General features: G+C 72.1%; 13 protein-coding genes. 6 read left to right on the plus strand and 7 right to left on the minus strand.

The genetic code is table 11. The features are described 5' to 3' along the window. The first annotated feature begins 15 nt into the window (after window positions 1–15). Complete coding sequence (locus tag Aco03nite_RS14130) at window positions 16–4,296, plus strand: DUF3367 domain-containing protein (RefSeq protein ID WP_203795538.1); 4,281 nt, start codon at window positions 16–18, stop codon at window positions 4,294–4,296. On the opposite strand, the gene Aco03nite_RS14135 is transcribed toward Aco03nite_RS14130, so the two are convergent. Continuing rightward, window positions 4,185–5,387, minus strand: a complete 1,203-nt coding sequence (locus Aco03nite_RS14135; protein ID WP_203795539.1) for an acyltransferase family protein — start codon at window positions 5,385–5,387, stop codon at window positions 4,185–4,187. The two genes, Aco03nite_RS14130 and Aco03nite_RS14135, sit on opposite strands and share 112 nt — an antisense overlap. A 109-nt stretch (window positions 5,388–5,496) precedes the next feature. Here Aco03nite_RS14135 and pgfA point away from each other — a divergent pair, with 109 nt between their 5' ends. The 3 genes from pgfA (at window position 5,497) to Aco03nite_RS14150 (ending at window position 9,573) form a co-directional block, all read left to right on the plus strand. After that, window positions 5,497–6,588, plus strand: coding sequence for a cell envelope lipid trafficking protein PgfA (gene pgfA, locus Aco03nite_RS14140; protein WP_203795540.1), 1,092 nt, complete (start codon window positions 5,497–5,499; stop codon window positions 6,586–6,588). Window positions 6,589–6,810: 222 nt separating this feature from the next. Then, a complete protein-coding gene (locus tag Aco03nite_RS14145; protein ID WP_203795541.1) occupies window positions 6,811–8,337 on the plus strand; it encodes a peroxidase family protein in 1,527 nt (508 codons plus the stop codon). A gap of 66 nt (window positions 8,338–8,403) precedes the next feature. Then, entirely contained in the window at window positions 8,404–9,573 is a 1,170-nt protein-coding gene (locus Aco03nite_RS14150) for an AI-2E family transporter (protein WP_203795542.1), read from the plus strand. Here the strand turns inward: Aco03nite_RS14150 and Aco03nite_RS14155 are convergent, their stop codons facing one another. From Aco03nite_RS14155 to Aco03nite_RS14165, 3 genes are read right to left on the minus strand one after another with little or no spacing between them, the layout of a single operon-like run. Beyond that, window positions 9,574–10,482: a protein kinase family protein gene (locus Aco03nite_RS14155; RefSeq protein ID WP_203795543.1), complete on the minus strand. Its 909-nt coding sequence runs from the start codon at window positions 10,480–10,482 to the stop codon at window positions 9,574–9,576. A 29-nt stretch (window positions 10,483–10,511) separates the two neighbouring features. After that, window positions 10,512–12,866: a putative bifunctional diguanylate cyclase/phosphodiesterase gene (locus Aco03nite_RS54060; protein WP_203795544.1), complete on the minus strand. Its 2,355-nt coding sequence runs from the start codon at window positions 12,864–12,866 to the stop codon at window positions 10,512–10,514. Between the two features lie 50 nt (window positions 12,867–12,916). Next, window positions 12,917–13,645, minus strand: a complete 729-nt coding sequence (locus Aco03nite_RS14165) for an MBL fold metallo-hydrolase (RefSeq protein WP_203795545.1) — start codon at window positions 13,643–13,645, stop codon at window positions 12,917–12,919. Window positions 13,646–13,722: 77 nt separating this feature from the next. On the opposite strand from Aco03nite_RS14165, the gene Aco03nite_RS14170 reads away from it, so the two are divergent. Beyond that, a complete protein-coding gene (locus Aco03nite_RS14170; RefSeq protein ID WP_203795546.1) occupies window positions 13,723–14,523 on the plus strand; it encodes an alpha/beta hydrolase in 801 nt (266 codons plus the stop codon). Here the strand turns inward: Aco03nite_RS14170 and Aco03nite_RS14175 are convergent. Then, window positions 14,504–15,670 (minus strand): MFS transporter, encoded by a 1,167-nt coding sequence (locus tag Aco03nite_RS14175; RefSeq protein WP_239145152.1) that lies wholly within the window; start codon window positions 15,668–15,670, stop codon window positions 14,504–14,506. The genes Aco03nite_RS14170 and Aco03nite_RS14175 overlap by 20 nt on opposite strands. A 211-nt stretch (window positions 15,671–15,881) precedes the next feature. Between Aco03nite_RS14175 and Aco03nite_RS14180 the strand changes: the two genes are divergently transcribed. After that, window positions 15,882–16,856: a TerC/Alx family metal homeostasis membrane protein gene (locus Aco03nite_RS14180; RefSeq protein WP_203795547.1), complete on the plus strand. Its 975-nt coding sequence runs from the start codon at window positions 15,882–15,884 to the stop codon at window positions 16,854–16,856. Here the strand turns inward: Aco03nite_RS14180 and Aco03nite_RS14185 are convergent. Continuing rightward, entirely contained in the window at window positions 16,846–17,085 is a 240-nt protein-coding gene (locus tag Aco03nite_RS14185) for an Hpt domain-containing protein (protein WP_203795640.1), read from the minus strand. The genes Aco03nite_RS14180 and Aco03nite_RS14185 overlap by 11 nt on opposite strands. 29 nt (window positions 17,086–17,114) lie before the next feature. Beyond that, window positions 17,115–19,112 carry a PAS domain-containing hybrid sensor histidine kinase/response regulator gene (locus tag Aco03nite_RS14190; protein ID WP_203795548.1) on the minus strand — a complete coding sequence of 666 codons (1,998 nt, stop codon included), beginning with the start codon at window positions 19,110–19,112 and terminating at the stop codon, window positions 17,115–17,117. Window positions 19,113–19,170: the final 58 nt, after the last annotated feature.

Here is a 19,170-nt window from a genome sequence, read left to right on the forward strand (position 1 = left end):
GGAACAGGGAGAAACATGCTCGAGCCCGCTCCGGCCGCCCCCGCAGCGGCCGCCGTCTGGCGGATGCGTCTGGTCACCGTCTGTCTCGGCCTCACCGCGCTCGCGTTTCTCCAGGACCCGGGACAGATCGTCATCGACACCAAGGTCGACCTCGCGGTCGATCCGGCCGGGTGGCTGAGCCGGGCGCTCAGCGTCTGGGATCCGAGCGGGACGTTCGGGCAACTGCAGAATCAGGCGTACGGCTACCTCTGGCCCATGGGTGCCTTCTTCCTGGCCGGCAAGACCGCCGCCCTGCCCGCCTGGATCATCCAGCGCCTGTGGTGGTCGGTCGTGATGATCATGGCCTGCACCGGTGTGGTGAAACTGGCCGAGCGCCTGAACATCGGCTCGCCGTGGACCCGGCTGCTGGCCGGTGTCGCGTTCGCCCTCTCCCCCCGCATGATCACCGAGCTGGGCCCGATCTCGGTCGAGGCCTGGCCCAGCGCGATCGCCCCGTGGGTGCTGATCCCGCTGGTCGGGCTGGCGCACGGTAAGCCGATCATCCGGGCGGTGACCTGCTCGGCGGTCGCGGTGGCCTGCGCCGGCGGGGTGAACGCGACGGCGGTGCTGGCCGTGGTGCCGCTGGCCGGGCTGTGGCTGGCCGGGCTGCACCCGTTCTCCCGGCGGGTCAAGGCGCTGCTGGCCTGGGGTGTCGCGGTCGCCTGCGCCACCGCCTGGTGGCTGATCCCGCTGCTGGTGCTGGGCCGGTACAGCCCGCCGTTCCTGGACTACATCGAGACCGCGGACGTGACCACCGCGCCGACCGACATGGTGTCGGTGCTACGCGGGGCGTCGCACTGGCACGCGTACCTGTCCAGCTCGTTCGGCGCCCCGTGGACGGCCGGCTGGCGGATCGCCACCGAGCAGTCGCTGATCCTGGCCACCCTGGTCGTCGCCGGGCTGGGTGTCGCCGGACTGGCCCGGCGCGGGATGCCGCACCGCTGGTTCCTGATCACCGGCCTGCTGTGCGGGCTGGCCCTGGTCGGGCTGGGGCACGTCGGCGCGGTCGCCGGGTTCCTGCCCGAGGCGCAGCGGGCGTTCCTGGACGCCGCCGGGGCGCCGCTGCGCAACGTGCACAAGTTCGACGTCGTACTCCGGCTGCCGTTGATCCTCGGCATGGCCCACCTGCTGGCGCTGGCCGGCCGGGCCGCGGCCACCGCCCCGGCCCCGCAGCTGCGGCTCGCCCAGCTGCGCGCGGTCGCGGTCACCGGCGTCGCCGCCGTGGCGATCCTCGGCGTGGCCGCCCCGGCGCTCGGCGGCGGGCTGGCCGCCCAGGGCAGTTTCGCCAGTGTGCCCGGGTACTGGCGGGACGCGTCCGCGTGGCTCAACAAGAACCTGGACCAGGAGCACGTGCTGGTGGTGCCCGGGTCACGGTTCCCGCGGTACCTGTGGGGCAGCCCGAGCGACGAGATCACCCAGCCGCTGCTGGACAAGCGCTGGGGTGTGCGCAGTTCGATCCCGCTGACGCCACCGGCCACCGTCCGGGTGCTGGACGCCATCGAGCAGACCCTGAGCAGTGGTTCCGGATCGCCGGGGCTGGCCGAGTACCTGCGCCGTTCCGGCGTGCGCTACCTGCTGCTGCGCTCCGATCTGAACTACGGCCGGTCCGGCGCCACCCAGCCGGTCATCGTCAAGCAGGCGCTGTCCCGCTCCCCGGGGCTGCGTCAGATCAAGTCGTTCGGCCCGTCGGTGGGCGGCGGTCACCTGCCCGGCATCTACGTGGACAACGGCTTCGACGTGCAGGTGCGGACGCTGGAGATCTGGGAGGTCGGCGAGGAGACCGATCCGGTGGTGGCGTACGACGCGTCGGCCCTGACCACGGTGGTCGGCGGGCCGGAGTCGGTGCTGGCCGCGGCCGCCGCCGGGGTGCTGCCGGCGGGCCCGGTGGTGCTGGCCGGGGACCGCACCGAGGAGACCCCGGACGGCCCGGTGCTGACCACCGACGGGTTGCGTCGCAAGGAGGTGGCCTTCGGTCTCGCCCACGACAGCGCCTCGGCCACCATGCAGGCCGGTGACCAGGCCCGCCTCGGCGCACCGGCCCGGGACTACCTGCCGGAGTGGGCCGACGGCCACGAGACGGTCGCCGAGTACCGGGGCATCGAGGACGTGGTCGCGTCCAGCGCCTTCTCCGACGCCCAGCCGCTGACCGGATCGAGGCCCGGCTACCTGCCGTACGCGGCGGTCGACGGCGAGCCGGGCACGTCCTGGCGGTCGGCGCCCGGGACCATCGCCACCGAGCAGTGGTTCGAGGTGCGGTTCACCACGCCCCGGGTGGTCCGGTCCGCCCGGATCACCTTCGACCTGGGCACCGACTCGGTGCCGGCCCGGATCACCGTGACCGCCGGGCAGAACGCGCCGGTCAGCCGCAACGTCGGCACCAACGCCCCGACCAACGTCGTGCTCAGCGGCACCGTCCCCACCGACCGGCTGCGGATCTCCTTCGACGAGGTGTTCGACAGGCGCCTCGGCTTCGGCGGGGTCGGCATCAGCGAACTCGTGCTGCCCGGCATGTCGGCGGAACGTGTCCTGCGGACCCCCGCGTCCCCGCTCGCCGGGACCGCGCCGGGCATGGTGTTCACCGCCGCCCCGACCGTGCCTGCCTGCTACTTCGACGAGGACGACCGGGCCGTCTGCAACGGTGACCTGGCCCGGACCTCGGAGGACGGCTCGGAGCTCAACCGGGTCACCACCCAGCCGGTGGCCGGTTCCTACGACCTGACGGTACGGGCCCGGCCACGTCCCGGCGCGGCGCTGAACGCCCTGCTCGACGCCGGTGGCAAGGCGGCCGTCGCGCGGGGCATCCGGCCCACCGTCACCGCTTCCAGCGTCGGCGTGCCGGAGCCGGCGGCCCGGCCCGGCGCGGTCTCCGACGGCGACCCCGGCACCACCTGGTTCGCCTCCGACGAGGACCGGGAACCCTGGCTGCGGCTGGTCTGGCCGGCCCGCCGGGAGATCCGCGGGGTACGCCTGACCCTCACCGAGGGCACCGCGGCGGCCCGCCCGTGGAAGGTCACCGTGATCGGCGACAGCGACATCCGGACCGGTTTCCTGGACGAGGGCGGCACCCTGGTCTTCAACCCGCCGATGACCTCCGACGAGATGACCGTGGTCATCTCCGACTCGGTGCCGGCGGCCACCTACGACCCGTACCGCAACGTCCAGCGGGTCCTCCCGGTCGGGGTCAGCGAGTTCACCGCGCTGCCCGACCAGGTGCCGGTCCAGAACCCGGCGATCGCCCGGGTCGAGCTCGGCTGCGGCAGCGGGCCGAAGGTCACCGTCGACGGCACCGTCCGGCAGACGTCGCTGGTCGCCAACCGGCGGGACCTGCTCCAGCTGCGGGAGGTGGACGCCGTGGTGTGCGGCGCCGGCGCCACCGCCGCGGTGCCGGTCGCCGCCGGGGAGACCCGGGTGCTGGCCACCCCGTCGGCGGTGGCGGTGCCGATCCAGGTCGCGCTCACCCCCCGGGCCGCGAAACCGGCCGCTGCCGGCGCGGCCAACGGACTGCGCCCGGCGCGGTACGCGGTCACCACCGAGCCGGTCCGGACGCCGGTACGGATCGACACGTGGTCGGCGACCGAGCGCCGGGTCAACCTGAGCCGGTGGTCGCAGCAGCGGGTGCTGGCGCTGCGGGAGAACACCAACCCCGGCTGGGTGGCCACCCTCGACGGCAAGCGACTGCCGAGCCTGGTGGTGGACGGCTGGCAGCAGGCCTGGATCGTGCCGGCCGGCGCGTCCGGTGAGGTGGAGATGCGCTTCGCGCCGGACCGGGTCTACACCCTGGCGATGGGCGTGGGCGCCGGGTTGCTCGCCGGGGTGGTGATGGTGGCGCTGCTGTCCGGATCACGCCGCTGGCCCGGGAACGGGACCACGGTTCCGGTGGTCCGGGTACGGCGGCGTCTGGTCGTACCGGCAATCTTCGGTGGGGTGGCCCTGCTCCTGGTCGGTGGGGTCGCGGCGGCGGGACTGGCCGCGATCACGGTGGCCGGGCTGCTGATGCTGCGGGTGCTGCGGCCGTACTTCGGGACGTACGACCGCAGCCGGATCACCTGGCTCAGCCGGCTCACCGCGTGGCTGCTGCCGGTGGTCTTCTTCGCCGCCGCGGGCTGGTCGGCGGTGCGCCTCGGCGGGCACACCGCCGCCCTGCCTCAGCTGACCGCGCTGGGCTGCGCCGTGCTGCTCTGGCTCTCGGTGCTGCTCAACCGCGGCGGGCGCGGCCAGCGGTGGCTCAAGCGCTGGCAGGGCTCCTCGATCAGGTAGTAGGAGAGGGCGGCGAGCACCAGCCCGCCGCCCACGGTCAGCGCGAACGTCTCGGCGAACGAGCCGGTGAACTCCGGCCGCCCGGTCACCCAGTAGATCGACTCCAGCACGAAGGGGTGCCAGAGGAACAGGCCGTAGGAGACCGCACCGAGCCAGCGGACGGTCCCGCCGCCGAGAACCTGCTTGGTCCGGGTCGGCGGGCCGAACGCCAGCGGCACCACGATCAGCACCGCCAGCAGCATGTACAGGGCCAGTTTGACGGCGAACTCACCGGCGCTCGGCTCGCTCAGCCCGAACGGGCCGGCCACCGGGGTGGTGGAGATCGCGAACAGCGCCACCGAGGCCGTCCAGCAGGCCAGCGGGGCGGCGGCCATCGCGTCCAGGAACGCCCAGCGCCGCATCCGGCCGTCCTGCAGCGCCACGTGCACGGTGGCCAGCAGCATGCCGGCGCCGAACCAGGTGGCGTAGGCCGGCAGCCACATCGTGTGCGGGGTCGGTGTGAACGTCCCGTTCCCGATCAGGCCCACCCAGACCCCGGTGACCAGCACCGAGACGACCACGATCGCCCACGGCCGGCCCGGCGTCCGCGGCTTGCCGGCCGTCAGCAGCAGGCCGAACAACGGCAGCAGCAGGTAGAAGACGACCTCGGTGGCCAGGCTCCAGGTCTGGCTCAGGCCGTGCTTGAGGTCGCCGGCCTGGTAGATCTGGGTGAACGTGAAATGCTGGATCCAGTCGGTGCGGTCGACGTCCGCGTTGCGCGGCAGGACGAGCAGGCAGACCGTGACGGCCACCCAGTAGGCGGGCAGGATCCGCATGGCCCGGCGCCACAGATACCTTCCGGTGGCCGGGCGCGCCTTTCCGGTCGTTTTCCCGTGCACCCACGGACGGAACAACAGGAATCCGGAGAGTACGAAGAACACGGCGACGCCGGCGTCCAAGCGCGCCAGCCAGCCGCCCCAATCGCCGCCTGAGGTATTGACGCCGGTCGCGAAGCCGACGTGATGTCCGACTACCGCCACCGAACCGATCACCCGGACCACATCCAGGGCCGGGACACGATGCAGGGTAGGCGTAGAAATCGGTGCAGACATGTGCCGTCCAAGGGTTCCGAAAGCATGTAACCGGCGAGTAACCTCCGGTCATTATCGGCGACGGCGCCCTTGATGGGGACAGCGGTCGGCCGTCTGGATAGGAGGATCAGTGAAAGCTCGTCTGGGTGCCGTGCTGTTCGGCATCGGCTTTTTCGCCGTGGTGTTGGCGGCGGGTGTCGCGTTCTACGTGGCGCCGTCGGCGGCCCGGCTGCCCTACGACCTGAAATTGTGCACCCCGGAGGTCACCGAGGACTGCCTGAAGCCGAGCGTCGCGGAGGCCAAGAACGCCCGATTCCTGAACACCGAGGGCGGGACCACCCCGGTCGTCGAGATCGCGACGGGCACCCTCCAGTCCACCACCGAGATCAAGCCGCTCGTGGACACCACGAACAACGAGATCAAGAACGGCGCCATCGATGACAACACGGTCATCTGGAACGCGTTCGGCACGGTGATCTGGACCGAGAAGGACAAGGTCGTCAGCGCGTACGAGGCACGCCTGGCCCTGGACCGGCAGACCGCGGGCGCCATCAAGTGGCCCGGCCAGGAGCTCGACGACGTCGCCAAGGGCCTGGACACCACCGCGGAGGTCGAGACCGTCGGCTTCAGCGGGCAGCTCTACAAGTTCCCGTTCAACACGGAACAGAAGACGTACCAGTACTTCGACCGGGACCTGAAGCGGACCTTCCCGATCGAGTTCAAGGGCATCGAGTCGATCCAGGGTCTGGAGACCTACAAGTTCGAGCAGGCCATCCCGGAGACGGCCCTCGACTTCGACGAGGACCGGATCAAGTCGCTGCTCGGCGCGTTCGCGGGCCCGGACGCGACGAGCGGTCAGGTCGTCTACTCCAACACCCGCACCATCTGGGTCGAGCCGGTCGGCGGCACCTTCATCAAGGTGCAGGAGCAGCAGAACAAGAAGCTGGTCCCGAGCACCGGCCAGCCGACCGAGCTGCTCAACGGTGTCTTCGTGTACACCGACCAGACCGTCGCGAACAGTGTCGAGTCGGCGAGCGCGACCAAGGCGCAGGTCCTGCTGATCAGCCGGTACGTGCCGATCGGCCTGTCCACGCTCGGCGTGATCCTGCTGATCGTCGGCCTGCTGCTGGTCACCTCGGCCCGCACCGCCTCTCCCCGGCACGCCGCGGGCAGCCGCACCGAGGAGATCACCGGCCAGCCCGCCTCCACCTCGGCGAGCTAGTCACCACCGTGGAGAGAGCGGCCCCTGGAACCGTCGGTTCCGGGGGCCGCTCTCTAACGTCCTACCGACGGGTCGGTTGCGGGCGTTGCCCCGTCGGAATCGAAGGCTGACGTGTCGGTTTAACCCGTCCAGTCGGTATTGGCCGCTTGTCGCCGTCTTGTATCGCAATATCTGCCGATGTCTGGCTACCTTCCTGGGCACCCGAGCCATCTAGGAGCCCACATGGCTGACATGACCATCGAGCGCCGCACCGTTCTCGCCGGAAGCGCGGCGGCTGCCGTCGCGGCTTCCGCCGTCTCCGCGGGGGGCTGCCCCTTCGGTGGCGCCGCCGCCCATGCCGCGCCCCGTGCGCCGCGCGACTGGAAACACGCGGTCGCCGCCGTCACCCGCGGATGCGACATCGCCGTCCGGAGCGGGGGCGGCCGGAGCCGGGAGGGCCGCTTCGGCGTCATGTTCAAGAACGCCCCCGCCTTCCAGCCGCCGGAGGATCTGCTCCGCTCGCTGGCCGCGCAGATGGGCGAGCCCACCGGGCCGAACCCGGTCGACTTCGACAACCCGCGGATCCCGGCCGGTTTCACGTTCCTCGGCCAGTTCATCGACCACGACATGACCCTGGACCGGACGCCGCTCGCCGAGGCCCGGGCCGACCCGCTGGCCCTGGTCAACTTCGACACCCCGCACTTCGACCTGGGTTCGCTCTACGGTCGCGGTCCGCGGCTGGACCCCGACCTCTACGAGGCCGACCGGACCCGATTGCGTGTCGTACGCAACGCCAACGGTGTCGACGACCTGCCGCGCCGGGCCGACGGCGCCGCCTACCTGGGTGATCCCCGCAACGACGAGAACCTGATCGTCGCCCAGCTGCACGTGGCGTTCGCGAAGTTCCACAACCGGCTGCTGGAGCGGCGGATCGCCCGCAACCTGGCCGACGCCCAGCGGCTGACCCGCTGGCACTTCCAGTGGATCATCGTGCACGACTTCCTGGAGAAGGTGGTCGGCACCGAGGTGATCGGCCGCTACCTGGGCCGGCTCGGCCGGGTCCGCAACGAGCACTACCGGCCGCGCAACCGGAACCGGCCGTTCATGCCGATCGAGTACTCGGTGGCCGCGTACCGCTTCGGGCACAGCATGGTCCGCTCCGGTTACCTGCTGAACAACCGCACCACCCCGCCCGGCGCCGCCGCGATCTTCGGCCAGGAGGGTTTCGACCTGCGCGGCAACCGCCCGCTGCCGGCCAACCTGGAGATCGACTGGTGGCACTTCTTCGACGTGCCCGGCAAACCCGGCACGCCGCGCAACCAGTCCCGGCGCATCGACGGGTCACTGTCGCTGCCGCTGTTCAACCTGCCGTCGACGGTGGTCGACGACGAGGTGGTCTCGCTGGCCGAACGCAACCTGCTGCGCGGCAGCCGGCTCGGCCTGCCGTCCGGCCAGGACGTGGCCACCCGGATGGGCGTCACCCCGCTCACCAACGGCGAGCTCGGCCTGCCGGACGCCGCGAACCCGGGCTGGAAGGGCAGGGCGCCGCTCTGGTTCTACGTCCTCAAGGAGGCCGAGCTGACGTACGCCGGGCAACGGCTCGGCCCGGTCGGCGGCCGGATCGTCGCCGAGGTCATCCTCGGAATCCTCGCCATGGACCGGGCCGGTTACCTGAGCGTGAACCCGTTCTGGCGGCCGAGCGCGCCGATCGCACCCCTGCTCGGCCAGTTCCGCACCGGTGACCTGCTGAAGTTCGCGCTCAATCTCTGAGAAAGACCGGCCCGGATCGCGCGTCTCGGCGCGCGGTCCCGGGCCTGTCTTCTCTAGGGTGATCACATGAGTACCGGTCTTAACTCCCGCAAGACCAGGAACACGTTGCGGACCTCGGCGAGCGTCTCGTTGCAGGTGTTGCTGGTCCTGCTGATGGCATGGGTGGCCTTCCAGATCCTGGGGCAGGCCTGGTCGGTGATCTGGCCGATCGTCATCGCACTGCTGCTGACCACCCTGACCTGGCCACCGGTGCGGTTCCTGCGCAAGCACAACTGGCCACCGGCGCTCGCCGCGGCGCTGGTCACGCTGCTCTTCCTGGTGATCGCGATCGGCACCATCGTCGGCATCGCGCTGCCGGTCGGCGCGAAGTCCGGTGAGCTCGCCGATCAGGTGGTCGAGGGCATCGGGCAGGTGCGGGACTGGCTCAACGGGCCGCCGTTCAACATCAGCGACGCCGAGGTCAACGAATACCTCAACACCGGGGTCGCCAAGCTGCAGGAGAGTGTCGGCAGCATCGCCTCGGCCACGCTGACCGGGGTCGGCTCGTTCTTCAACGGGCTGCTGAACACCGTACTCGCGCTGTTCCTGATGTTCTTCTTCCTCAAGGACGGCCCGCGGTTCCTGCCGTGGCTGTCCCGGCAGCTGCCCGGCCGGCTCTCCCGCGACGTGCCCACCGTGGCCGGCCGCAGCTGGGACGTGCTCGGTTCGTTCGTCCGATCCCAGGCGATCGTCGGCCTGCTCGACGCGGTCCTGATCGGTCTCGGTCTGCTGGTGCTCGGGGTGGACCTGTGGCTGCCGCTGGCGGTGCTGACCTTCGTCACCGCGTTCGTGCCGATCGTGGGTGCGCTGTTCGCCGGGTTCGTCGCGGTCATCATCACCTTCGTCACCGACGGCTGGACCGACGCGCTGATCGTGCTGGCCATCATCGTGATCGTCCAGCAGCTGGAGGGCAACGTCTTCCAGCCGATGCTGCAGAGCCGCAGCCTGGGCCTGCACGCCGGTGTGGTGCTGCTGGCGGTGACCCTGGGCAGCAGCCTGTACGGGATCGTCGGCGCGCTGCTCGCGGTTCCGGCGGCGGCGATCGTCGCGGTCTTCTGGATCTACCTGCGTGAGCAGCTCACCGATCCGGGGCCGCCCGTCGAGGGCCCGGCCGAGCCGGGGTCTCCCCCGCCCGCGCCCACGCCCTCTCCGGCGTCCTCCTCTTCTTCGGACGGTCCGGTTCCCGATCCGGCCTGATCAGTGCCACCAGAGGCGGTCCACGACGATCTCGCTCAAGCCGCGTAGCCGGGCTCCCAGGAGCCCGGCCTCGCGCCCCTCGAGCACGGTGAGCGCCAGCAGGATGTCCGAGGCCACGTGCGTCGCGTGCCGGACCTCGCACTCGTAGCGGATCAGTTCGGGCGCGGTCCCGGTCTCGCCGGCGACGACGTCCAGGACCACGTCCCGGTGCGGCCCGCTGGTCCCGATCACGAAGAACCAGTCGTCCATCGGTACGCCGAACCGGGCCCACTCGAAGTCCAGCAGCACCGTGACCTGATCGCCTTCGGCCAGCCAGTTCCCCCAGTGGCTGTCGGCGTGCACCGGCACGATGGTGTCCGAGTGCAGCGGCGCGCCCTCGGCGATCCGGTCCAGCCCGTCCAGCAGCGCCGGTTCGACCACACCGTCCCGGTCGGCGTCCCGGATGTTCTCGATCAGGGTGAACAGTCCCGCCCGGTTGACGAACCCGCCGTGCTCGATCGTCTCCCGCAACGTCGCCGCGGCGGCCTCCCCGGGCGTCCAGCGGTGCAGCATCCCGAGCCGGTGCACCGCCTGCACGGCCAGGGCCCGCGCGGTCCCGGCGTCGACACCCGGCAGGTCCATGCCCGGCGCGGTCCCCGGCATCCGGGTGTAACAGGCGTACCGGTACCCCTGGTGGTTGCCACTGACCAGCAGCGGTGCGGTGATCCCCTCCGGCAGGAACGGCGCCAGCGCGATCTCCCGCTCCAGCCGCGTGTGCTGCCCTGCGTCGATGACTTTCACCACGACGTCCGGGCTGAGGAACACATGATGGGAGAGGCTGTCCACAGCGGACAGCACTCCGGGATCACGGTCCAGAACCGTGGTGGCAACGGTCCGGGCGATGTCGGGCGCGCGGTTCAACTCGGTCACGCCGTAATCCTTCCCCAGCACCGCCCGCCCTACCCTCCCGCCCGCACACCATCGGGGGCAGACTCACCGTCACCGGCGGTGGCGGCGTCCTGGTCCGTGGCCGGGTCCGGGTGGATGGTGTCGGTGTCGGTGTCGGCCAGCAGGGCGGTCAGGTGGGCGGCCGGGATCGGGCGGGCGAAATGGTAGCCCTGGCCCCGTTCGCAGCCCAGGTCCCGGAGCAGGTCGGCGTGGTCGGCCGTCTCGACGCCCTCGGCGACCGTGGTCAGGCCCAGGCCGGCGGCCAGGTCGACGATCGCCCGCACCAGGGCCGCCTGCTGGGTGTCGGTGTTGTCGGACGGCATGAACGAGCGGTCGATCTTCAGTACGTCGATGGGCAGATCGCGCAGGTAGGCCAGCGACGAGTAGCCCGTACCGAAATCGTCGATGGCGACCCGGACCCCCTCGGACCGCAACGCGGACAGGTGCAGCAACGCCTGGTGGGCCTCGGGCCCGGCCTTGACCAGGACCCCCTCGGTGATCTCCAGGGTGAGGGCCTGCGGCGGCAGGCCGCTGTCGCGGAGCGCGGCCAGCGCCTTCGTGGTGAACTGCGGGTCCACCAGCTGGCGCGGGGACACGTTGACGGTGAGGGTGGTGCCCCAGCGGCGGTGCCAGGCGACCGCGTCGGCGCAGGCCTGCCGGAGCACCCATTCGCCGAGGACGACGATCAGGCCGCTGTCCTCGGCCGCCGGGATGAACCGGTCGGGGCTGATCGGGGGACGGCCGGGCGGGGTCCAGCGGACCAGGGCCTCGACGGCTACCGGACGGTCGTCGTCGAGGGACACGATCGGCTGGTAGTGCACGGCGAACTCGCCCGCGTCGACGGATTCACGGAGGCGTTCCAGCAGGCGCATCCGTTCGGCCTGCTCGACGCGCAACGCCACGTCGTACAGCGTGGCCTGATCCTTTCCGGCCGCCTTGGCGGCGTAGAGCGCCAGGTCGGCGTCGGCGAGCACGGAGACCGGGTCGGCGGTGCGGTCGAAGACGCGGATCCCGGCGCTGGCGGTCAGGTGCAGGGTGTGGCCGGCCGCCTCGATCGGCTCGCGCAGACGGGACAGCAGGCAGGCCGCCCGGTCGGTCGCCGAGAGCGTGCCGACGGCCGGGATGAGCAGCGCGAACTCGTCGCCGCCGAGCCGGGCCGCGGTCTCGCCGGCGGCGGTCACCTCGCGCAGCCGGGCGGCGACCACCGTCAACAGGGCGTCGCCGGTGGGGTGGCCGAACCGTTCGTTGACGTCCTTGAAACCGTCCAGGTCGACGGTGATCAGGGCGCCGGCGTACGTGCCGGTCAGGTGCCCCTCCAGCGCGGCGCGGTTGGGCAGCCCGGTGAGCGCGTCGTGGCGGGACCGGTGGGTCATCTCCCGCTGGGCCTCGCGCAGTTCGGCGGCCCGCCGGCCGGCCAGCCCGCCGGTGTGGATCAGGCGCAGGACCAGCAGCAGGGCGGTGCACGCGGTGGTGGTCAGCGGCAGGACCAGGTCGACCAGGTCGAGGGGTGACTGCTGCTGTTCGGTGAGTTTCAGCCAGACGGTGGCGGCCGGGCCGAGCAGGACCAGCCCGACGTCGCCGGCCAGGCTGAGGCGGCTGCGGCCGTGGGCGCGGCGGTCCGGGACGGCGACGCCGGCGGCTTCCGGGTGCCAGGCGGCCGCGGCGATCAGCAGGAAGGCGAGCAGCCAGCCGGTGGCGCTCCAGCCGGACCCGGACCAGGAGCCGCCGGTGGCGGTGGAGACGAAGTAGACGACGTCGGCGACGGTCAGCACCGACACCGCGGCCAGCAGAGCGCGGTCCGGCCAGGTCAGCGTCCGGCGCACGGCGATCATGCGGGTCGCGGCGGCCAGGACCAGGAGATCGAGCAGCGGGTACGCGAGGACGCTCACCGCTCCGGGCCACGGCCCCGAGTCGTCGACGAACGGGTTGTAGAGCAGTGTCCACGCCAGCACCGTCCCGGTGCAGAGCATGATCCCGGCCTCGGTCATGCCGGTCCAGCCGAGCCGGCGGGAACCCACCGGCATCGCCAGCAGACCGGCCGCGAGCAGCGGGTACATCGCCAGGTAGACGACGTCGACCACGGTCAGCTGGTCGGGCACCGGCATCCCGGCGGCCATTCCGGCGCCCCAGATCGCATTGGCCACCACCGAGCACAGCATCGCCGCGCCGAGTGGCCACCACGCCCAGCGCCGCGACCGCGGATAGCGGCGCAGCCCGTTCCGGACAGCCGTCAGCGCCGTCGCGGAGACCGCCACGTAGGCGGCCTGCCGCGCCGTGCCGGAGAGCAGGGGCGCGGCCAGGGCCAGCAGCACCCCGGCGAGCAGCAGCCGGCGCCGGCCACGGTTCCCGTCCAACCACAAGGTCACCGGCTCACGATCGCGCGGCCCGGGTGCGCGACGGTTGCCGGCCAGGATCCTTACAGTGAGGCGGCGAGTTTCTGCAGGGCCTCACGGGCGCCGGTGGTGAGCGGTTCGCCGTGGCCGGGCAGGATCGCCTTGACGTCGAGGGCGGACAGTTTCTTCACCGACGCGGCGGCCCGGGCCTGGTCGGCGGTGTACTCCGGGGCGGAACCGGCCAGCCCGTCCTGGTTGCGCAGGGCGTCGCCGGTGACGAGCACCCCGGTCGCCGGTTCGAAGATCGAGACGTGTCCGAGGGTGTGCCCGGGCGTACCGATGATCTGCAGTCCGAAGATCTCGTCGCCGTCCTTGACCGCCCGCAGTTTCCGGCCGCCGCCCGGGTCGGCGATCCCGGCCACGTCGGCCTCGCCGGCGTAGAGGGCCGCGCCGGTCAGCGGCAGCATGTCGGCCAGGCCACCGGCGTGGTCCTGGTGCTGGTGGGTGAGGATGACGTGCTTGACCGCGGACCAGCCCAGCCCGGCCGCCTTCAGCCCGTCCTCGACCGAGGCGGCCGATCCCGGGGTGCCGGTGTCGACCACGGCCACCTCACCGCCGCGGACCAGGAGATAGACGGAGACGAAGTCGAGGTTGACCCGCTGCCAGCCGCCGGTCACCGCGTTCGGGTTCGCGGAGGCCGCCGTGCTGGTCGCGGGCGCCGTCTCACCCTTGGGGGAGCACGCGGTGATCGTGTTGAGGACGGTCACCCCGAGTACACCGGAGCCCGCGGTGAGCAACAGTCGTCGATTCATCTTTCATCAATAGCGCGTTTCGGCCGGGCCGGGGTGGGCACTGCGCATTCGTGGCTCATCCCGAACCGCCGGCTCCGGTGATCGATGCGATCGTCGCCGAGCATCCCGGATTCCGGCCGCTCACGCTCGACCTGTTCCGGCCCGCCGGCCCGGGCCCGTCTCCGCTGGTGATCTGGGTGCACGGCGGCGCCTGGCGGTTCGGCAGCAACAAACACGACGGGCCGCAGCTGGCCCCGGCCGGCATCGGCCACCGGATCCTGGCCGAGGGGTACGCGCTGGCCCGGGTCACCTACCGGCTCAGCGGCGAGGCCACCTTCCCGGCCCAGCTGGACGACGTCAAGGCGGGGGTGCGGTGGCTGCGCCGCAACGCCGCCGACCTGGGGCTGGACGAGCGGCGGTTCGCGATCTGGGGCGAGTCGGCGGGCGGGCACCTGGCCTCGCTGGTGACCCTCACCGGCGAGGACCCGGCCGAGGCGGTCCGGGCCGGAGTCATCTGGTACGGGCCGAGCGACCTGCTCACCATGGCGACCCAGAACCATCCCGAGGGCCTGCAGGACCACGATTCCCCGGAGTCGCCGGAGAGCCGGCTGGTCGGCGGGCCGGTCCAGGAGATGGCGAAGGAGGCGGCGGCCGCGAGCCCGGTCCACTACGTCTCCCCGGACGCGCCGCCGATGTTGATCGTGCACGGTGACCAGGACCGGGTCGTCCCGGCCGGGCAGAGCCGCGAGTTGTACGGCCGCCTCACCGCGGTCGGGGCCCCCGCCGAACTGCGCATCGTCCCCGGCGCCGACCACTGTTTTGTCGGCGCCGACCTGGGGCCGCTGGTCCGGGAGGGCCTGGACTTCCTGAACCGGGTGCTCAGCGTTTCCGCAGGGTGATCGCCAGCAGGATCATCGCGACCAGCTGGGCGACCGCGAACACGATCGCGAGCAGGGTCAGCGACTGCTCGTAGAGGGCGCCGGCGACGATGCCGCCGCCGAGCGCGGCCACCCCTTGGACGGCGGCGAACACGCCGTACGCGGTGGCCCGGCGCGGGGCCGGCACCAGGTCGGCGACCAGGGCCTTGACGGTGGAGTCCTGCACGCCGACGGCGGCGCCCCAGAGCAGCGTGCCGGCCACGATCGCGGCGGTGCCGCCGGAGAGGGCGAGCGCGGGGGTGGCGGCGGCGAGGACCGGCAGCGCGTAGAGGACCCGGGCGCCCCACCTGTCGTACAGGTGGCCGCTGGCCAGGGCGGACAGGGCGCCGGCGGCCATCGCCCCGGCGTACAGGACCGGCACCAGGGCCAGCGGGATCAGGCCGGTCCGGCTGGCGTGGAACGAGATCAGCCCGAACGTGACCAGGCCGCCGGTGGCCAGCCCGGCCGAGGCGGCGAACCAGTGGAACCGGGCCGGGAGACGACCCTCGCCGGCGACGTCCGACCTGTGCACGGCGGCCGGCGCCGGGAAGCGCGGCCGCAGCCACACCAGCAGGATCATCGACGCCACCCCGGGGATCGCGAGCAGGGCCGGCGCGGGCCAGATCACCCCGGCGGTGAGTGCGACGACACCGGCCACGATCAGCGGGCCGGCGAACGCCCCGACCTGGTCGAGGGCCTTGTGCACGGCGAATCCGCGGCCCCGCCCGACGGCTCCGGCCGCCTCGGCGAGCAGTGCCGACTTGGCCGGTGAACGGACCGCCTTGCCGATCCGCTCCGAAATGATCAGAACGGCGGCCACGGCGAGCCCGGCGCCGCCGAGGAACGGGGCGACGGCCAGCAGCGGCACACAGATCGCGGTCAGCCCGTACCCGAAGATGGTCAACGCCCAGTAGCGGGCGGTGCGGTCCGCGAGCGGGCCGGAGACCAGCCGGAACAGCAGCGCGGCCGCCTCTCCCGCCCCGGTGATCAGGCCGACGGCCAGCGCCGACGCGCCGAGCCCGGCGAGCAGCGGGCCGGTGATCGAACGGGCGCCTTCGTAGACCATGTCGGCGGCGAGACTGACAAACCCGAAGGCCAGGACGGCTCGCCACGGGGTGAGGTTTGGCACGTGCGCACACCTTACGCACACCGGTTACCCACAGGTTGGCCTGGCAGATCGGCCCGGGGCTGGCTATTGTGCGGGGCGAGGGGAGTACCTCCTAAAAGAACGCGGCGGTCATCACGGGCACGACATGAGTGCCCTCGTCCGTTCGCCCATCCGGTCGCCGGGCGGGTGAGGGAGACCTCGGACGATCACACGTGTCCGAGGGGGCTCCACCGTGTCAAACCTGCCATCCATCGCGTCTCCACAGCTGTGGGCGATCAGCATCGCCGTGCTGCTGGCGCTTCTCGCGATCGACTTCGTCATCACCCGGCGCCCGCACGCGGTGGCGATGCGCGAGGCGGTCGGCTGGTCGGTGTTCTACCTCGCGCTTCCGGCCGCGTTCGGGGTGCTGATCTGGCAGCTGTACGGCGGGACTCCGGCGATGGAGTTCTACACCGGGTACGTGGTCGAGAAGTCCCTCTCGGTGGACAACCTGTTCGTCTTCATGCTGCTGCTGACCGCGTTCGCGGTGCCGCCGGAGCTGGCGCAGCGGGTGCTGCTCTACGGCATCGCCGGCGCCCTGGTGCTGCGGGCGATCTTCATCGCGGCCGGCGCGGCGGTGCTGCAGAGCGGCACGTGGGCGTTCCTGCTGTTCGGCGGGATCCTGCTGCTGACCGCGGTGAAGGTGTTCCGCGAGGCGATGCGGCACGAGGAGCAGCAGGTCGACATCGACAGCATGCGCAGTGTGAAGTTCATGCGGCGGCTGATGCCGGTGACCGGGACGTACCAGGGCGGCAAGCTGACCGTGCTGGAGAACGGCCGTCGCGCGCTGACCCCGATGGCCCTGGTGGTGGTCGCCGTGTTCGTGACCGACCTGGTGTTCGCGGTCGACTCGGTGCCCGCGGTGTACGGCGTGACCGAGGACCCGTACCTGGTGTTCGCCACCAACGCGTTCGCGCTGCTCGGCCTGCGGGCGCTCTACTTCGTGCTGCACAGCGTGCTGGACAAGCTGCGGCACCTGAACTACGGGCTGGCGCTGATCCTGGCGTTCATCGGGGTGAAGCTGCTGCTGCACTGGGCGCACGGCATCTGGGCGGGTGTGCCGGACATCCCCACCGCGGCGTCCCTGGGCGTCATCGGCGTCACGCTGGCCACGGTCACCGCGACCAGCCTGTACGCCGACCGCAAGGAACGCGCCCTCACCTCGTGACCGGGGCGCGGCGCAGCCGGACGGCGGCCGCCCGGGCCGTGGTGATCGCCGGGCGGGCGTCGGTGAACGAGGCCACCGCCGCGGCCAGGTCGCCGGCCCGGGCGTCGGTCTCGACCCGCCCGCAGGCGGCCGCCGCGTCGGTGGCGCCCAGGTTGGCCAGTACGCCCATCAGCTGGTGCGACTCGACCCGCAACCGGTCGGCGTCGTCGAAGGCGAGGGCCTGCTGCATCCGGTCCAGATGCTCGGGGATCTTGCCGGTCAGGGTGGTGAGCAGCCCGTCCAGGGCGTCGGCGGTGGCCGCCGGGTCGGGGCCGCGCAGCTGGGTCCAGGCGCCTGCCGATCTGGGCGGCCACCGCGGCCACGTCGCCGCCGGGAGCCGAGCGGGCCCACCGGTCCAGCACCCGGGAGACGTCCGCCGGGATCAGCGGTTTGGCCAGGTGCTCGTCCATTCCGGCAGCCAGGCAGCGGGCCCGGTCCTCGGCCAGGGCGCTGGCGGTCAGCGCGATGATCGGCACGTGCCGGCCGGGTGGTTCGCGGCGGCGGGGTTCCGGTGGGTGTGCCGGCGGACCGGTCGGCGGCCGGCTGGCTGAGCACCCCGACCAGGGCGTCGTAGAGCTGGGACTGCCGCAGCGGCTTGGTGAAGGCGGCCGACATCCCGGCCCGGGTGGGTTCGCCGGGCAGGTGCCGGGGGTCCTCGGCGAGCATGATGGTCTTCGGGGCCGGGCAGCCGGGCGGCACGATCGCCACGGTGTCCCCGGGCATGGTGTGCTGGTCGACGATGAGCAGGTCGATCGGCTGGCCGGTGGCCGCGGCGTCCTTCATCACGGCGACCGCGCCGATCGTGTCGGGCACCCCGACGGCATCCATCGACCAGGCGCTGAGCTGCTCGGCGAGGTCGGTCCGGTCGTCGGGGTCGCGGTCCACGATCAGCACCCGCAGGCCGTCCAGCGAGTGCCGGTCGGACAGGTCGAGGTCCTCGCGGGCGCTGCGCAGGGTGGCGGTGAACCAGAACGTGCTGCCCCGCCCGGGTGCGCTCGCCACCCCGATCCGGCCACCCATCAGGCCGACCAGGTCCCGGCTGATGGCCAGGCCCAGCCCGGTCCCGCCGAAGCGCCGGGTGGTGCCCGCGTCGGCCTGGGTGAACGCCTCGAACAGCTCCTCCCGCTGGTGCTCGTCGATGCCGATGCCGGTGTCGCGGACCTCGAACCGGACCGGCACCTCCCCCGGCCCGCACCCGTGTGTGGTGTCCAGCACCGCGGTGACGGTGACCTGCCCGGCCGGGGTGAACTTGACCGCGTTGCCGGCCAGGTTGAGCAGCACCTGGCGCAGTTTGGCCGGGTCGCCGCGGACGGTCCCGGGCAGCAGCGGGTCGCAGCTGCCGGTGACGGTGAGCCCGTCGTGGGTGTCCGGCGGGGCGACCAGCGCCACCACGTCGTCGATCAGCCGGAGCAGCGGGAAGTTCGCCTCCTCCAGCAGCACCTTGCCGGCCTCCAGTTTGGAGAAGTCCAGCACGTCGTTGATCACCGCGAGCAGGGCCGATCCGGCGGCGCCGATGCCCTCGGCGTACCGGCGCTGGCGTTCGTCGAGTCCGGTGCCGAGCAGCAGCCCGGTCAGCCCGATGACGCCGTTCATCGGGGTGCGGATCTCGTGGCTCATCGACGCCAGGAACTGTGACTTCAGGGCGGCCGTCTCCAGCGCCTGGTCCCGGGCCTGGGCCAGGGCCTGCGCGGTCTGCCGCCGGGCGGTGATGTCCCGGACGAAGCCGTGGAAGTGCGGGCCGGTGTGGTTGCGCAGGCACCAGGTGGTCAGCTCGACCGGGATCTCGTGGCCGTCGATCTCGTGGCCGTCGCGGTGCGTGGCGGCCATCTCGGTGGGCCGGTCGAGCAGCCACTCCAGCCGTCCGCCGAGCAGCCGGTCCAGCGACGGGCGGTAGCGGGGCGGCAGGATGGTGCCGGTCACCGGACGGCCCAGGATCTCCGCCCGGGTCCAGCCGAAGACCTGCTCGGCCTGCCGGTTCCACTCGGTGACCCGGCCGGCGCCGTCCATGGTGAAGAACGGGTCGCTGGCCGCCTGCATGATCATTTCGAGCTGTTCGCGTTCGGCACGGTGGCGGTGATCGGCCCGGACCCGGGCGGTGATGTCGTGCGCGACGGCGGAGATGTCGATCACCGCGCGGCGGGACCGGCGGCCGGCCAGCACCGCGGTCCCGCCGAGGGCGGCTCCGGCCAGCAGGTACACGGCCTTGCCCAGAAACACGCCACCCCCGCGGGATCCGAATCCGATTCAGCATCACGGTACCTGCGACCTTTCTCTG

Origin of the sequence: Actinoplanes couchii (assembly GCF_016862075.1) — a bacterium.
Lineage (GTDB): Bacteria > Actinomycetota > Actinomycetes > Mycobacteriales > Micromonosporaceae > Actinoplanes > Actinoplanes couchii.

Excerpts from the sequence above, each read along its gene's own strand:
- Aco03nite_RS14185 (WP_203795640.1), bottom strand. The coding sequence starts at position 17,085 with ATGCAGCAGGCCCTCGCCTTCGACGACGCCGACCGGTTGCGGGTCGAG.
- Aco03nite_RS14165 (WP_203795545.1), bottom strand. The coding sequence starts at position 13,645 with ATGAATCGACGACTGTTGCTCACCGCGGGCTCCGGTGTACTCGGGGTG.
- Aco03nite_RS14130 (WP_203795538.1), top strand. The coding sequence starts at position 16 with ATGCTCGAGCCCGCTCCGGCCGCCCCCGCAGCGGCCGCCGTCTGGCGG.
- Aco03nite_RS14145 (WP_203795541.1), top strand. The coding sequence starts at position 6,811 with ATGGCTGACATGACCATCGAGCGCCGCACCGTTCTCGCCGGAAGCGCG.
- Aco03nite_RS14150 (WP_203795542.1), top strand. The coding sequence starts at position 8,404 with ATGAGTACCGGTCTTAACTCCCGCAAGACCAGGAACACGTTGCGGACC.
- Aco03nite_RS14135 (WP_203795539.1), bottom strand. The coding sequence starts at position 5,387 with ATGTCTGCACCGATTTCTACGCCTACCCTGCATCGTGTCCCGGCCCTG.